General features: G+C 41.9%; 16 protein-coding genes and 2 pseudogenes. 6 read left to right on the top strand and 12 right to left on the bottom strand.

The window, feature by feature from the left end:
- Nucleotides 1–87 precede the first annotated feature (87 nt).
- The 3 genes from IM485_RS04625 (at nt 88) to IM485_RS04635 (ending at nt 2,569) form a co-directional block, all read left to right on the top strand.
- A complete protein-coding gene (locus tag IM485_RS04625; RefSeq protein ID WP_287741614.1) occupies nt 88–1,065 on the top strand; it encodes an MvdC family ATP-grasp ribosomal peptide maturase in 978 nt (325 codons plus the stop codon).
- Nucleotides 1,066–1,170: 105 nt separating this feature from the next.
- The gene (locus IM485_RS04630) at nt 1,171–2,145 is read left to right on the top strand and encodes an MvdD family ATP-grasp ribosomal peptide maturase (protein ID WP_061430270.1); all 975 of its coding nucleotides are present in this window, start codon (nt 1,171–1,173) and stop codon (nt 2,143–2,145) included.
- Nucleotides 2,146–2,410: 265 nt separating this feature from the next.
- Nucleotides 2,411–2,569: a microviridin/marinostatin family tricyclic proteinase inhibitor gene (locus tag IM485_RS04635; protein ID WP_004158188.1), complete on the top strand. Its 159-nt coding sequence runs from the start codon at nt 2,411–2,413 to the stop codon at nt 2,567–2,569.
- A 172-nt stretch (nt 2,570–2,741) separates the two neighbouring features.
- On the opposite strand, the gene IM485_RS04640 is transcribed toward IM485_RS04635, so the two are convergent.
- The 5 genes from IM485_RS04640 to IM485_RS04660 form a co-directional block, all read right to left on the bottom strand.
- On the bottom strand, nt 2,742–3,221 hold the full coding sequence (locus IM485_RS04640) for a hypothetical protein (RefSeq protein WP_104396281.1): 480 nt from the start codon (nt 3,219–3,221) through the stop codon (nt 2,742–2,744).
- Between the two features lie 192 nt (nt 3,222–3,413).
- Nucleotides 3,414–3,956, bottom strand: coding sequence for a GNAT family N-acetyltransferase (locus tag IM485_RS04645; protein ID WP_287741615.1), 543 nt, complete (start codon nt 3,954–3,956; stop codon nt 3,414–3,416).
- 220 nt (nt 3,957–4,176) lie between these two features.
- Nucleotides 4,177–6,240 carry an ABC transporter ATP-binding protein/permease gene (locus IM485_RS04650; RefSeq protein ID WP_287741616.1) on the bottom strand — a complete coding sequence of 688 codons (2,064 nt, stop codon included), beginning with the start codon at nt 6,238–6,240 and terminating at the stop codon, nt 4,177–4,179.
- Between the two features lie 219 nt (nt 6,241–6,459).
- Complete coding sequence (locus IM485_RS04655; RefSeq protein WP_104395982.1) at nt 6,460–6,714, bottom strand: DUF7219 family protein; 255 nt, start codon at nt 6,712–6,714, stop codon at nt 6,460–6,462.
- A 98-nt stretch (nt 6,715–6,812) separates the two neighbouring features.
- Complete coding sequence (locus IM485_RS04660) at nt 6,813–7,757, bottom strand: NAD(P)/FAD-dependent oxidoreductase (RefSeq protein WP_104395981.1); 945 nt, start codon at nt 7,755–7,757, stop codon at nt 6,813–6,815.
- A 97-nt stretch (nt 7,758–7,854) separates the two neighbouring features.
- On the opposite strand from IM485_RS04660, the gene IM485_RS04665 reads away from it, so the two are divergent.
- Entirely contained in the window at nt 7,855–8,682 is an 828-nt protein-coding gene (locus tag IM485_RS04665; RefSeq protein WP_287741617.1) for a YaaW family protein, read from the top strand.
- Nucleotide 8,683: 1 nt separating this feature from the next.
- Complete coding sequence (locus IM485_RS04670; RefSeq protein WP_287741618.1) at nt 8,684–9,958, top strand: O-antigen ligase family protein; 1,275 nt, start codon at nt 8,684–8,686, stop codon at nt 9,956–9,958.
- Nucleotides 9,959–10,056: 98 nt separating this feature from the next.
- On the opposite strand, the gene IM485_RS04675 is transcribed toward IM485_RS04670, so the two are convergent.
- From IM485_RS04675 to IM485_RS04700, 6 genes and pseudogenes are all read right to left on the bottom strand, one after another.
- On the bottom strand, nt 10,057–10,953 hold the full coding sequence (locus IM485_RS04675) for an AEC family transporter (RefSeq protein WP_104395978.1): 897 nt from the start codon (nt 10,951–10,953) through the stop codon (nt 10,057–10,059).
- A gap of 49 nt (nt 10,954–11,002) precedes the next feature.
- The gene (locus IM485_RS04680) at nt 11,003–11,578 is read right to left on the bottom strand and encodes a Uma2 family endonuclease (RefSeq protein WP_287741620.1); all 576 of its coding nucleotides are present in this window, start codon (nt 11,576–11,578) and stop codon (nt 11,003–11,005) included.
- A 4-nt stretch (nt 11,579–11,582) separates the two neighbouring features.
- Entirely contained in the window at nt 11,583–11,753 is a 171-nt protein-coding gene (locus IM485_RS04685; RefSeq protein ID WP_192575981.1) for a hypothetical protein, read from the bottom strand.
- Nucleotides 11,740–11,850: pseudogene (locus IM485_RS04690) on the bottom strand (nucleotidyltransferase family protein); the annotation flags it as partial. The gene IM485_RS04685 and the pseudogene IM485_RS04690, both read right to left, overlap by 14 nt.
- 35 nt (nt 11,851–11,885) lie before the next feature.
- A complete protein-coding gene (locus tag IM485_RS04695; RefSeq protein ID WP_104395976.1) occupies nt 11,886–13,097 on the bottom strand; it encodes an RNA-guided endonuclease InsQ/TnpB family protein in 1,212 nt (403 codons plus the stop codon).
- A 421-nt stretch (nt 13,098–13,518) separates the two neighbouring features.
- Nucleotides 13,519–14,379, bottom strand: a complete 861-nt coding sequence (locus IM485_RS04700; protein WP_104395975.1) for a formylglycine-generating enzyme family protein — start codon at nt 14,377–14,379, stop codon at nt 13,519–13,521.
- 442 nt (nt 14,380–14,821) lie between these two features.
- On the opposite strand from IM485_RS04700, the gene IM485_RS04705 reads away from it, so the two are divergent.
- The gene (locus tag IM485_RS04705; RefSeq protein ID WP_238141893.1) at nt 14,822–15,211 is read left to right on the top strand and encodes a hypothetical protein; all 390 of its coding nucleotides are present in this window, start codon (nt 14,822–14,824) and stop codon (nt 15,209–15,211) included.
- A 461-nt stretch (nt 15,212–15,672) separates the two neighbouring features.
- On the opposite strand, the pseudogene IM485_RS04710 reads toward IM485_RS04705, so the two are convergent.
- Nucleotides 15,673–15,868: pseudogene (locus tag IM485_RS04710) on the bottom strand (IS30 family transposase); the annotation flags it as partial.

Consider the following 15,868-nt stretch of genomic DNA (forward strand, 5'->3'; position numbering starts at 1 on the left):
TTTTGCAGCATTTTCTTGAGATTAGGATCAATAAAGACCGACCCAAAAGCCTTAAGATGGGTTAAAATGTAAGGACTTGCAACTGATATGAAAGAATCGCCTAAAGTTGTTTTATTGTTGACCCATAGCGGCGATTTTTTCACGATTGACCGCGTGGCTGAGGCGATAGAAAAAAAAGGAGCCACACCTTTTCGCTTAGATACCGATAAATTTCCCTTAGAGGTTCAACTAACAGCCCAATTTAATGGTAAAAAAAGTTTTTATCAATTAACCTATAACCATCAATCTATTGATAGTCAACAGGTGCAATCTGTTTGGACAAGACGTATTTGGCAGCCTGAACTAACAGGGGATTTAGATCCTCAGTTTCGGGAGGTTTGTGTGCGAGAATCCCAGACGACTTTGGCAGGTTTTTGGGATAGTTTAAGGTCAGCGCGTTGGTTAGATAATTTAGCGCAAATTGAGAGGGCTAAAAATAAGTTATTACAACTTCGTTTGGCCTCAGAAGTTGGCTTGATTATTCCCCCCACTTTAGTTACCAATAATCCTGATGCTGCCCGGGAGTTTTTTTCCCAGGTTCAGGGACGAATGGTGAGTAAATTGTTAACTGCGATCGCCCGAAGTATGGAGTCGCCGGAATTTTTTCTTTATACCAGTAGGGTGAAAGCAGAAGACCTTGAGGAAGCGGAATCTTTACGCTATTGTCCCATGGTTTTTCAAGCGGAAATTCCTAAACAATTAGAATTGAGAATTGTCGTGGTTAATGGACAAACATTTGTGGGTGCTTTAGAATCTTCTCAGTATAATCATTCAGCCGTAGATTGGCGAAGACCGGGTATTGATCCTGGTGCTTGGCAACATCATACTTTACCCGATTCACTATTGCAGCAACTTCAGATTTTTATGGCTAATTTAGGGTTGAATTTTGGGGCGTTTGATTTTATCTTAACTCCTGGGGGAGAATACGTTTTTTTAGAAGTTAATCCCTGTGGTGAGTGGGGAATGTTAGAACGGGATTTAGATTTACCTATTTCTAATGCGATCGCTGATTTTTTAGTATGCTAAAAATCAAACCAAAACCTAATCAGGATTTTGAGGATTTTAGGATTATCAAGATTCTCAATACAAAATCTAATCAGGATTCTCAATCCCAAATCATCAAGGAGATTTATGACCGTTTTAATTGTTACTTTTAGCCACGATAATGAAAGTATTCCTCTGGTAATCAAAGCCATAGAAACGATGGGTAAAAAAGCCTTCCGTTTTGATACTGATCGCTTCCCTACAGAGGTGAAAGTTGATCTTTACTCAGGCGGTCAAAAAGGCGGAATTATTACCGATGGAGAACAAAAATTAGAGCTAAAAGAAGTTTCTTCTGTTTGGTATCGACGCATGAGATACGGACTAAAATTACCCGATGGGATGGATAGTCAATTTCGCGAAGCTTCTCTTAAGGAATGTCGGTTAAGTATTCGAGGAATGATTGCTAGTTTATCTGGTTTTCATCTTGATCCAATTGCTAAGGTAGATCATGCCAATCATAAACAATTGCAGTTACAAGTGGCGCGACAATTAGGTTTATTAATTCCGGGGACTTTAACTTCTAATAATCCTGAAGCTGTCAAGCAATTTGCTCAGGAGTTTGAAGCGACGGGAATTGTGACTAAAATGCTTTCTCAATTTGCTATTTATGGAGACAAGCAAGAGGAAATGGTTGTTTTTACCAGTCCTGTTACTAAGGAAGACTTAGATAATTTGGAAGGTTTGCAATTTTGTCCCATGACTTTTCAGGAAAACATTCCTAAAGCTTTAGAATTACGCATCACTATCGTCGGTGAACAAATATTTACGGCGGCGATTAATTCCCAACAATTAGACGGAGCTATCTACGATTGGCGAAAAGAGGGAAGAGCGCTCCATCAACAATGGCAACCCTACGATTTACCGAAAACTATTGAAAAGCAACTACTAGAATTAGTGAAATATTTCGGTCTTAATTATGGCGCAATTGATATGATTGTCACACCAGATGAACGTTATATCTTTTTAGAAATTAATCCCGTTGGTGAGTTTTTCTGGCTAGAACTTTATCCTCCTTATTTTCCCATCTCCCAGGCGATCGCTGAAATCCTCGTCAACTCATAAACCAACTAATACAGAGTCAGAGTATCTTATCGCAATTATCCTATCTGGTGAGGGACAGAAGTTATCGCTTTTCAATTAGGAATGGGGAGCGGAGAACAGGGAAGAAAACTGGCGTACCTGATGACTCTGAATACCGCTATAAGTGTCACCGATGGGAGTGCGGGTAAGGTGAGGATTTGACTTGAGTAAGACGGCAATATATGTTACTATCACAGGGTAATCGCAGCTATATTGAAAAAGCTGCTACTCAAAACTAGGAACGACCATGAATTATCCCAATACCGAACAAAGTAAAGCAATCCCCTTCTTTGCTCGTTTTTTATCTGCGGACCAAGACGAGGCTCCGACTCCTGATTCCCCCCCCGATTCTGAACCCGCTCCCGTTTGGACTTGGAAATGGCCTTCTGACTGGGAAGATAGTTAATTAATTTAAAGATTGTTTTCAGTAATTCAGACAGAAAACAACCACCGCCATAAGTCAAGCAGAAGTAAGATTTATAGCGGTTTTTTGTTGTATTTAGAGTTTGCTAAACAAGTCAATTTGCCAGTGGAGGCAGCAGGGTAGAGGAGGGAGAAAGTGCTTAGTCAACTCAAAACTACTCTTCAGCAATTTCGACTTCTTTGGGAGCAACGGGTTCTTCGGCAGCAATTTCTACTTCAATAGCCTTTTTTAGGTTAAGTTTTAGAACTTGAGAAATTGGTAAACCTTCCACCTCATTAATCAGATATTCTTGAGTTTCTGTTTCACGACGCTTGAGATAGACTGTTTTCAGCAGTGCCTCAATGCCATAACCCGTCACAATGTCACCAATAATGGTAGAGAGGCCTAAGACCCCAAGTCCACCAATTAGTCCCAGAGGACCGCCTAACCCAAAAAGTGCGTAAATCATAGGATAGGCAGTAGCGCTGGATGCGGCAACGGCAATAATGAAAATAATGCCGGGGAGTCCCAGAGAAGCAAGTTTTTGAACAACTTCATCCAGAGAAATTCCCCAGGAGACAAGTTTTTTGTTGATTTCTGCGGGATTAATTCCCAGAAAATCATTGGGAATGGCCGTTTCAGTAGTTTCCGTCATTGATGAGACTCCTAAAATCACTAAGTTGGATTGGTTGGTCGGGATTTCAGTCATATGTCAAGCCTAATTGAGATGTTCTTAACCTGACTTTTAAAACCATTATATATCAGCTTGTAGGATGCGTTAGGCGATAATAATCTTGACAACCGCCGTAACGCACCACTTTTAAATTTTTGAAATACCTGATAAGGGTTAAGAAAAACTTTTCGATCTACTTAATTTCCAGACCAAGACTTTCTCTCGTGTTTCTATCAGATCCATGCCGATTTTTTCTAAAACTCGCTTTGAAGCTATATTATCGGGAGCGCAGCCAGCGGTCACTGTTTGCATACCAGGTTGGGAAAGTGTCCAGTCCATCATTGCTTTTGTCGCCTCAGATGCGTAGCCTTGTCGTCGATATAACGGTGCTACTTGATAGCCAATTTCTACAGCATCTGTGGGTAAACCTGTGACATCAGGAATAATTTTGATCATCACATGACCAATAAGAGTATTTTCTGTTTGATGAATAATTAAACTCCCCCACCCCCACTCATTTTGTAAGGGGAATTGCAGCAAAATATTCGCAATATCAGGGAAAGCTTGAATCAACTCTTGTTCGGCCCAGTCAGCAGCAACTTTTACCCCCAAAATTGTTGCTAATTCATCGATACTTATGATTGCCGCTTTCAGAAGTTCAAGCTTTAAGGGGACTAAATATAATCGTTCCGTCACAAGTTTTTCCAGTGCTTTCATTTGATAAAATTCCTCTACCAGTTATCAGTTATCAGTTATCAGTTATCAGTTATCAGTTATCAGTTATCAGTTAGTAGCTTGTTAATCAACTTACCCAGCAAAAACCTCATTCTCTAGTTCTCCTGAGAGGGGAAAGTTGAAAAATTTTCCCTACCCCCTACACCCTACCCACCACACCTCATACCCTGTCTCAATTTCAATCTGTTTGTCAAGCCATTAGCTATATTCTCACCCATTTTAAGGCTTTTGGGTCTTTATCGTAACGATAATTAAAACCATCTTTGGCAGTAATGATTTTACCTAAACTGGCACGACTCCGGACGTTACTTAAAGAATAGTCAGTTAGGGACTGCATTTGTTGATGGGACAAACCTTCGGCTATTTCAGAAACTCCTGCAATTTCCGCATCATGCTCAGTTTTAACCTCAGACAAAGGCTCTATTTTTACCGCCGAAAAATCTTCTGATTTTTTTGACATCATGACCATGTCATTAACTTTTTTGCGCTGATAATCTTCTACAGTTGACAGGTGCCAATGGGAATTTTCTGTTAACTCTAAGACCCATCGATGATAATTAAATAAACTTTCCCGATGACCAACACTAATAAAGGTGGTTTCACTTTCCTGTAATTGCCGATATAAACTGGCTTCATTGGCCAAATCTAAAGCACTGGTTGCTTCATCTAAGATAGTAAAGGTAGGTTTAGTGATTAATAGTCGAGCAAAAGCTAATCTTTGTTGTTCTCCGAGGGACAAAATCTGTTCCCAATTGACTTCTTTATCTAAGCTATTTTTGTCAGTTAATAAATGTTGAAGATTGACTTTTTTTAAGATATTTTCTAATTCTTCATCGCTCAGCTGCTCATTGGTATGGGGATAAAGTAATTGCTGGCGTAAACTGCCAAGGATAATATAAGGACGTTGGGGTAAAAATAACATTTTAGCTAAAGAAGGACGTACTAAACGACCACTACCCGCTTTCCATAAACCGGCGATTGCTCGTAACAAGGAACTTTTTCCTCGACCACTGGGCCCAATAATCAGTAAACTTTCTCCCAAAGGGACAGAAACCGATAAATTCTCCACAATTACCTTTTCATAATCGGGAGTTTGTAGGGTAAGATTCTCAAAAGCTATACGCTCATCTTCCAGGGTGGTAATACGACTTAAGTTTTTCGGCTCTTCACTGGCAACTTTTAAGGCATCTGTCAAAGTGGCTAACCGTTCAATATAACTGGAAACTTTACCCGATGTTCCCCATTCAGTAATTAATTGTCCCAAGGCATTAGAAAAAAGAAAACAGCATAAACTAGCTTGACTAATTTCTCCATAATCGATTTCGTTTTTAATAAACATCGGGGTCAAAATAAACATTGAAAATACACTAATCGCTGACTGATAACCTCGATTAAAAAGATTATTAAACCGTTCCCAATTTATCAGTTTTTCCGAGCTTTTAATAAGCCGTTCAAAACGACCTTCAATGATTTTTTCTTCCTGCTCTTCTCCCTGAAAAAAAGCAATTGATTCGGCGTGGTTACGCACATGGGTTAAAGCATAACTATAATCCGCCTTATCATTAAGCTCCGATTGATTAATTTTGTTTAATTCTTGAGTTAGATAAATTGCTATTAAATTTCCTGCGATCGTATAAATTATTAAATAAACCGCAATTTGTGGGGAAATTGTCCAAAGAATGATCGCAAAAGTAATCATTTGTAACCCTTTTTCCATGAAGGTGATTAATAACCTTAGGGTCATGGTCGTAATTGGTTCAATTTCTTGAGATAATCTTTGATCGGGATTTTTTAAGTTTGAGGTAAAATCAATGTTGTAATAAGCGCGATCATTGAGATATTTTTTAACGGTTTGTTTCGTTAACCACTTATACCAATCCAATGCCACTCGACGACGAATAAATTGAGAAAAAGCAAATAACCCCGTTGTTCCTATAATCAACAAACTGGATAACCACAGCGTATTGAGATATTTAGAAAGGTCTCTATCTTCAATAATAATATCGAGTACATAACGATTCCAGTAGCTACTAAAAGCTTCTACCCCGACTGTTGCCAAGATACTTAAAAGAATCAAAGCTGACATTCCCCAAGAAATGATCACATCTCCAAAGGCGCGTCCATTTAACTCCGTTGGATACCAATAGGGTTGAGCCACAATTTTTAGGCTTTCCCAAAATTGACCAAATAGTGAAAAGGGATTCTTGGCGGACTGGTCGGACACAACAGGGTTTTCCGTTGCTTGTTTAGTAGTATATTGGGGCATCTAGATCCAATTGGCAGTTCTTTTACTGTTCTCTTGACAACTCGCTATCATATTTTAGCGGCAGAATTACCTCTTGTTGTCTTTTGGTAACATTTTTATCTCGAAGATGAAAGCCAGCTATGGTCAGAAAGCTCTGACATAACTAAGAACTACTTGACCCACTTTTGTTACTGTGGCAGTCTAGATGCTGTTTACTGATCACTGAAAAACTCCCATCTCTCAATCTCCGTCATCCTCAAAATGATTAGCTAACAGGAATTTTCGACTGGTATTCAACTCTTGCCAAAGCTGGTTAATTTTCTCGTAAGCTTCCGTGGAGGTAAGCTTTCCCCCAGTGTGTAAACCAGCGATAAAAGAGACTCTCAGGGCGAATTCCTGCAAATTAGCGTTAAAAACTAAATTTTGTGGCGTGAATAAACCCCTGTAGCTGGTTTTAGGGTAGAGAAAGTTATCTTTAGAATTGAATTTTTCCATTGTGACCAACCCCCCAGTATAGGATACCTAAATTATTATATTATTTAACCTTTTGTTAACTTAAGCTTAACCTAAGAATTTAACCCTGTCCCTAGATTCTAGGAAAGTAGCTGCTGAACTTGATTAGCCGCCGCTATCCCAGAAGTTAAGGCCGTTTCTAGGGAAAAATTTCTCGATAAATCTCCCCCTTGACACCAATCACCACAGGCAACTAGAGGTAAAGGACTACTAACACTTAAACAGGGTACAGCTAAACCCTGACGGACTAAAGCATAACGCCAACGGTGAATCTGAGACCAATCCGGGAGAGGCAAAGAAGCACGAGCGAGTAAATCTAGCTTAACTGCTTCTAAATCCTCGCTATCGAGATATTTAACCGCAAAATCTCCACTACTATGCACAACAAAGACATAATCAGGGGATGATTGCCGTTTACTGCTATCAAGTCCTAACCAAGCGATAGCGGTGGAGGGAGCAACTGCGGGTAAAGAAGCACCATAACCCGCCATTACCGTTAAACAGGGATCGTAAACGATTGATCGCAATTCTGGCATAGTAGTTATATGAGAGTTTTCTAACAATAACGCTGCTTGCGGGGCGGGAATAGCCAGGACAATCACCGAAAACTCCCCCCGAATTTGACCGTTATTGTTTAAAACCCATTTTCCCTGACGATTTTCCAGACGAGTAACCAGAAAATCTCGTTCAATTTCTAAACCTTGAGCTAAAAATTTCGCCACGCTATTGATGCCAGAAGGAGCAACATAGCTAGAATCAAACCAAGAAGTAACTATATTCTCTCTCAGGAGATTATCAATTAAAGCCGCCGTTTTTTCGCCCTGAACAGTCAAAAAAGGCAAGCCATGATCCACAGCCATCTCTTGATTAGCTCGATTAACCCGTCGCGTGGCTAAACGACCACCAATGCCTCTAGACTTATCAAATAGCTTAACAGTATAACCTCGATCGCACAACTGACGAGCGCAGGTTAACCCGGCTAAACCCGCACCAATGATCCCAACCTTAATCGAAAAATTTGTCACTAGCCTTCCTAATCCTGTGAACCCTTGAGTTAATATTAGTAGTAATCAGCACTAGCGAAACTAAGTTGATTATTGGGGCTGAGGAGGACAAACCACATTGGACGAACTACGCACAGCTTTGGAGTTAGCCACCGAGGAGGAACTGCAGCAAATCACTAACATCCTCTTTTGCCGTCGTTTTAACCCTCTCGATTATCTACGAGCGCCGGACGCAATCGCCGTTCAAAGTCAAGATTGGGAAAGTTGGTTAGATAGCGTCGAGGATCGTTTTCGTTATTTGGCTGCCGACGGTGTGACAGTATTAAAAGGTCAAACCGAAAAAGTTAGTTATCGTCAAATTCTCGTCCGTGTCTGTCATTTCCTCAAGGTTCCCTACTCCCAAAAAATGCCGACAACGGAAATTGAAGCGGAAATCTATCTTCATCTGGTTAACAAAGCTTGGAAACGTCTCCCCCCATCGGAACAAAAATCCCTCTCGATTCAAATTCAAAAGGCGCTCGCGGATTCCCACACTCCCCAACCCTTACCCGTTCACCTACAACACAATCCCCTCGATATAGTCCTCAAAGGCAGTAGCGTCATCGCCGTTAATTCTATCCTGAAACCGATTCTGCTCAAACATATCGCCGGGCAGTTCGCTCTCCATTTTGCCCGCTATCAAGGGGCAAAGACTGCCCTAGTCCAGGGTGGGGCAATTGCTAATCAAATCGCCCTACAAACGGCTAAACAGGGCATGACTAGGGCGGCAGCCCGGTACGGAGCGGTCAGAACCGTGTTAAGTTTGGTAGGGCCAGCTTTATGGGGTTGGTTTATTGCTGATCTCGGTTGGAAGGCGATCGCCACTGATTACGGCCGGATTATCCCGACTATTTTTGCCCTTGCCCAAATTCGTCTGACTCGTGAGGATTGTTGGCAACCTGCATAGCATGAAAAAGATTTTTTGTCAAGGGTGGGAGTGGAATTTAATACTTTTTTCAGTTTTTATCGCCATGATCCTGCCGGAGTTGGCGGGTATCGGCATTATTATCGTGTTAATTAGGGTTTTTACTGGCAATTTTCGGGCAATTATCCAGTCACGTCTCAATCAAGGTCTCGGTATCGTCACTCTTTGGTTGATGATTAGTGCCAGTCTTTCCCCAACTCCGGGGGATGCTTGGATTGGTTTAGGAAATTTTCTGCCTTTTTTCTTCTTTTTTAGCAATATTCGGCAATTAATTAAAAAACCCTCTCAATTGCGTCAACTAGCTTGGGTGATGGTTATTCCCTCGGTTTGGGTAGTGGTGATGGGATGGGGACAAATTTTTCTCGGTTGGCAAAAACCAGAAGCATTAAAAGGGATTTTTACCTGGCCCTACGGGGCGGGGGGTGAACCTTTGGGGCGGATGTCTTCGGTTTTTATGTATGCTAATCTTCTGGGGGCTTATTTACTCATAACTGTGATTTTAGCGATCGGTTTATTAATTCTAACTTGGCGGCAGTGGCACAGACAAAGAAATAACCTTTTAAATCTCAAAGTCGGGTTTTTAACTTTAACCATATTTATCGACAGTGTAGGGCTATTTTTAAGCAATTCTCGCAATGCTTGGGCCTTAGCCTTTTTAGGAGGCTTAATTTTTGCCCTTTATCTGGGTTGGAATGCCTTAGTCGCCGGTTTTGTCCTCTTGGGGGGGGTGATTTCCCTCGCTTCTTGGGGACCAAATCCTTTCAGGGATAGTCTGCGTTTTTTGGTTCCTAGGGCGATTTGGGCGCGATTGTCCGATGAAATGTTCCCCAATCGCCCTCTAGCGACTCTCAGATCAACTCAATGGCGTTTTACTCTAGAAATGACCCAAGAAAGACCCCTATTGGGTTGGGGATTACGCAGTTTTACACCTCTCTACGAAAAAAGTCAGGGATTATGGTTAGGTCATCCCCATAATTTATATTTGATGTTAATGGCAGAAACGGGAATTATCGGCTTAATTTTATTGTCTGTTTGGGTGGGTTGGATTTATGCCCAAGGGGTGCGTTTATTTATCTTTTTACGGCAACAAAAAGCCGGGGGTGAGTTAATTATCTTTACCTATCTGGTAGCCTTTGGCGCTTGCGTTTTATTTAATCTCGTCGATGTCACCCTCTCCGATGTCAAGATTAATACTATTGTTTGGCTTCTCTTGGCTGCCATTGCTGGGGTCAGTCAAGGGATAAATTATGAATTATGAATTGGGAAGTGGGAAGTGGGAAGAATACTGCCTCCTGCTTCCTGCCTCCTGACTCCTGACTCCTAACCCCACCAACAAACTTTTTCAGCAAACCCTAATTATAAATAGACTTTTAATAACCAAAGAAAGAAAGGAATAGTCAGAAAACTAGCAAGGGTAGTGACCACAACTGTGCGGGCCATCAAAGCGGCCGAACCACCGAATTCTGTGACTAAAATGACGGTATTAACGGCGGTGGGCATGGCACTTTGTAGGATGAGAATTTTTAGATCCATACCAGTTAATCCTAAACTATTGCCGATCGCAAATGCCAAAAGAGGAGCGACTAAAAGACGCAAACAGGCCCCTAATAATTCTAATTTACCGATCGCTAATTTTTGCTGAGATAATTGGATACCTAGGATAATTAAAGCCAAAGGAATTGCCGCTTCTCCTAGATAGCTAACACTTTTATCTAATTGCAGGGGAAGATGAAAAGAGAAAGTTTGAAAGCCAATGCCGATAAAAATTGACCAGATTAAGGGCAATTGAAAAACTAAGCGAAATCCCGAAAGAAAGCTTTTTCCTTGCAAATAAGCGGGACTAATACCAAATAAAAGAATACTAGAGCCAATCATATAGATTATCGCTCTTTCCAGTCCAGCCGCACCCAGGGCAAAACTAGCCACCGGTAAACCCATATTACCGTTATTAGGCATCACGGCGGCAGCCATGAGGCTTTTGCGGGTATCAGCATCGAGACTAAGACAATAGGCGATAATTTCGACGACAATCGCCATTACCAGTGAAATAAGAGCAAAGCCTAGGAGAATTAAACCGATATTGCTGCCGGATAAAGTGGTGCGATAGAGTCCATCAATCACCAAAGCGGGGGCAAGAATATACACCGTGATTTGGGAAAGGGAATGCACTTCCACAGTGAGAATTTTTCCTGCTATCACACCGATGAGGATGATAAAACCCACTGGAATAATAGCGGAGAGGATGACAAGCATTAATTAGGTAAAAAGTAAATAGTAAACAGAAAAAAACTGATCTGATTTTTTAACAGATTTCTGTTATATCTTCATATAAAGATTTGATCGCACAGTGAAAATCGATACTAGCTAGATAAATATCTGCTCCTTTGCTGTAGGGATAAAGAACCCAGAATCCTTCATCATTGCGACGAAAACAATCCACACTGATGCGTTCTTGACTGATAAGAACGTATTCTTCTAAAGTTTCAAGGGAACGATAGTCTACAAATTTATCGCCCCGGTCAAAGGCAGCAGTAGTGGGGGATAATACTTCTACAATCAAGCGCGGATAACGGATAAAATCTTCTGAGAAAGACTGATTATCTCGCGAGTCGCAAGTGACTACAAGATCGGGATAAAAATAACTATTAGCTATTTCTAGACGAACTTTCATATCTGTGGCATAGACAAGACAACCACTACCCCGCAGCCGGTTTTTTAAAAGTGTGGCTAAGTTGATAATAATCATACCGTGGGCTTTACTCGCACCAGCCATGGCGTAGGTTTGACCGCGAATGTATTCGTGTTTATCCTTGGCTATTCTCTCCGTTGCTAAATAATCTTCCGGGGAAAGATAGTTATGGTCAAAGTTAGCAATCATTTGGTTAAATCACCTTTATTGTCTCTAAAATCAATTCTAACTCTCGATCGAGGAGCGGTACATTTTCAAAAATTTTCTGACAAACGCCTGCAAATTTTGCTGGTTGATTGGCAAATTGTTGAGCTAATTGACCTGTTCGGACAATATCTAGTAAAAAAGCCTTATCCCGCCACATAAATCACTTGCGCTGTCCCTAAAATCTCTCGTTGACGAATCCAATTATGACTCTGCTCGATCGATTTTTTCGTTAGCAAATCAACTTTCCGTCCCATTGACATCCTCACCGCCGTAAACGGACGGCGATTTCTCACCACGCCACCTTTTTAGGATGGTCGCTGAATGGGGTTGACGCTTCACAGGATGCTGCTACCTTAGCGGTAGTCTTACGCTTTCCGACCCGTCCGTTTAAAGTCTCCGATTGCCCACCGGCGACCTTGATATTTACCGCAGCATTGATGTCTCGATCATGAAAATTCCCACAGAAAAGACATTCCCACTCACGGATATTTAACGCCTTTTTCCCGCCAATATTCCCACAACAGGAACATCGCTGAGACGTTGGCTCCCATCGGGAAATTATCCGAAAATCACGCCCATATTTATCAGACTTTGCTGATAGCATATCTCGAAAAAAACGCCATCCTAAGTCTGATATGGCACGGGATAACTTGCGATTTTTAACCATTCCCGATGTGTTTAAATCCTCTAAAACTATCGTTTGATTTTCACGAACAACTCTAGTGGATAGTTTATGCAAGAAATCAGTGCGAGTGTCTTTAATCTTTGCGTGGATTTTAGCCACTCGTTTTCTGGCTTTTTCCCGTCGGTTACTTCCTTTCTGTTTTCTAGAAAGGTTTTTCTGTGCCTTTCTTAGTCGTTTCAATCGTTTCCTTAACGGTTTTGGTGCGTTGATCTTTTCCCCTGTTGAAAGAGTCGCAAAAGTAGCAATCCCTAGATCGATCCCTACAGTTTGCTCGTTATTTGGCAAAGTTTCGGGACGAATCTCGACAACGAAACTGAGAAAGTATCGATCTGCCGCATCTTTAATCACGGTGACGCTAGAAGGTTTAGAGGGTAATGGACGACTCCAAACTATTTTTAAATCACCGATTTTCGCTAAAGTAACATGGTATTGATGAACGGTAAAACTATTATTAGTAAATCTTGCTGATTGTTTAGATTTACGTTTTTTAAACTTGGGAGGTTTTACTTTCTTTCCCTTCCTTTCTCCCTTACAAGATGCAAAAAAGTTAGAATAGGCTGTCTCTAAATCTCTCAAAGACTGTTGTAAAGGAATAGAAGAAACTTCAGTCAACCACTGTTTTTCTTCTGTTTTTTTAATCTGAGTTAGTCTTTTAGACAACTCGGTATATTTGAGCTTTTTCTCTCCTTGTTGATAAAGTTCTTGGCAGTAAGCTAAGGTATTGTTCCAAACGACACGCACACACCCGAACAATTGAGACAAAAGCCTCTTTTGTTGGTTGGTTGGGTAAAGGCGGTATTGATACCTTGCTTTCATTGAGTTAAAATGTGTGTGTCTGTACTCTATTTTAACTAGGTCTGCCAATAATGTCAAGTCGGTTAGTAATCAGTAATCAGTAATCAGTAATCAGTAATCAGTAATCAGTAATCAGTAAAAAGACAGTAGGAAACTTCTATTTAATACTGCACACTTAAAAACTCACATCTGATAACTGATAACTTACCCACTAATAACTAATAACTGATAACTGAGAGGTGCGCCATTGGAAGTTCTCAGATGCTCTATTAGGGATCAAGAAAAGCCGTCGTAGAACGACGGGGTTTTAACCCAAATTTTCGATAAACACATTTCAGATATCTGCCATTTCTGACAAAATTCGCTGATTATTTGCTGGGGTAGTTCTATTTTCAATTTTTTCACCTCCCTGTCACTGGTAATCAGTGATCGGTTTTCAGATTTAAGGAGAATTATCGCTAACCACACGAAAACCAATATCATAGAGTCCAGCAGTAGCCAGAAATTTGACCCGGTAGGCCGAGCGACACTTGTTGGGACCGTCATTCCAGGAACCCCCCCGTAAAACTCGTCTGTCCCTATCTTCTATTGTGGCTGCTTCGTAGTTATCGCGCCAGTAATCTGCACACCATTCCCTGACATTTCCGTGCAAATCGTAGAGTCCGAAAGAGTTAGCGACGGCAAACATTCCCACCGGTGTGGTTTCCCTGCGATCGCAGCCCAGTCGACCTTCCCCATAACGACCATAACTGCACACTTTCCCCCCATAATCCCAGTCCACCCCGGAATAGTTGGCTAAATCCGTGGAAATTGTCGGGCCAAAGTGAAAAGGGGTTGATGTACCTCCCCGACAAGCGTATTCCCATTCTTTTTCTGCGGGTAAACGATAATTCAGTCCCGTGAGACGGGATAGGCGATCGCAAAATTCCACTGCTTCCCACCAGTTAATTTGTTCTACAGGGCGATCATAACCTTCAAAATGGGCCGGATAGGGATTAAGTTCAATATTTACTGGTTCTAATTTTGCCACCTCGCGCCATTGTCGTTGGGTAATTGGGTAGCGACTCAGACAAAAAGCCCGAATATTAACCAGAGATTGGGGACTTTGACTCAATTTCCAGCCTAACTCGCTTTTGGGCGCACCGATGAGGTATTGACCGCTAGGGATAGAAATCATCTCTAAAAAGGTTTTTTTGCTTAAAAAATACTGATAACCTCGATTAGTGACTTTTTCCCGTTTAATTTCCTCACATTTGCCATTAACAGTGACCACCTCATCGGTAAAATCCAACCATTCTCCCATTCTGCACTCCTCTATCGGTTATCAGTTGATCGGGTTAAACTGCGAGCCTAGAAAAATCTCGAAACCTTAGTATCTTGAGAAGTAGGCAACCCGTCCCAACCAGGGTAAAAAATACCACTTTGTAGCTACATATTACCTAAAATGTCGGATGAATGCCCCCAGAATTGCCCCGGGTTGCGTCTTTGCAATTCATCGATCACAAAAGATACCTCCAATAGATCACTGACAGAACTAAATTTTTGTGTAGTTGATCTTGACAGTAGCCAACCATAGTAATCTATACTGATGAGGGTTAGATCCGTAACAATCCATACCAAAAAAAACGAGGGTATTGAGACGACGAACCGAACCATAAGCCGCCTCATGACCTCAGAACCATTAATCCCTCTAAGGAAGGAAACAAACAATTATTCTAGCCGGTGGTCTCGCCGGGGCTGGTGTATTGTCCGTTGGCGAAAGCGCCCAAGCCCAATTTGCTGCGTCTGCATCCCAATCCCGATTGTCCGTTGCCGTCACTAGCATTCTCACCGATGGCAACGCTGCGGCTACTAATAGCTTTGCCGCCGAGCAGATTTTGCCCTCCGCTGACTATGCCTATAGCAGTCCTGCTGCAATCACCGTTGAGTACACTACCCAGGCCATTAATGCGGGAACCACCGTTGCCATTACAGGGGTGACCATGTCTGCTGGTGCAGCTGTAAACGCAAGTACGCAACTAACGGTTGAACGTGCCACTGCCAGTGCTATTTCGTCAGCTGCGGGCGCCTCTCAGTTTGGGGATGTGTCTGGTATCGTCCGGACTTGGACAGAAGGAACTTCCGTCTTAGATTAGTTCCCTGTTCCTGGCGGGGTGGGCGGCGGACTGGTTTAACCGAGCAGACCCGCTCCCGCTGGGGTGCTGAGTCGGATATTACTCCTTAGTTATAAGGCTAACGGGTAAAATCTTGACCTATGCAATCCTGATTCCTTTACTATCGCTCAGGATAAGCTCCACCCTTCGCTGTGGCCAAGCGGGTGAACTCCTTGAAGCAAAGCATCTGCGAGATGCTTCCCTTCGCTTGGAATGACAGTTTTCAGCTTGTAGCGACTGTCTTGATTGTCAAGGGGTAACTCAAAAAACAATCAAGGAGTTGCTGTCGAACCTAAAATCTCAAGCCAGAAAAAAGCGCAGCAAAAACTGGCGTTGCTGAATCAAGGTATGAATGACAACCTTGCACCTATCCAAAAGTTAGTTTGGGTCTAGGTTTTAAAAATCCCACAAAAGAAGATTCATATCTCAAATCAGCAACGCCCGGTTTTGTTTTTGGCTAATCCTGCTACTAAAAATTTCGAGGCTTTGTCCACATGAGTAACGAGAACTCCTAGATGATTGCCTCCAATCATTGTGTCACTTTCCCAATGACCGATTTCGGTTTTCTGGTCAGCAATTGCTGGTCGCTCGCTGATATCTACACGCCCTGGAATCGCTCCACGCTTACTTTTTGCTCCA

The organism is Microcystis sp. M169S2 (assembly GCF_020245865.1).
GTDB classification, from domain to species: domain Bacteria; phylum Cyanobacteriota; class Cyanobacteriia; order Cyanobacteriales; family Microcystaceae; genus Microcystis; species Microcystis ichthyoblabe_A.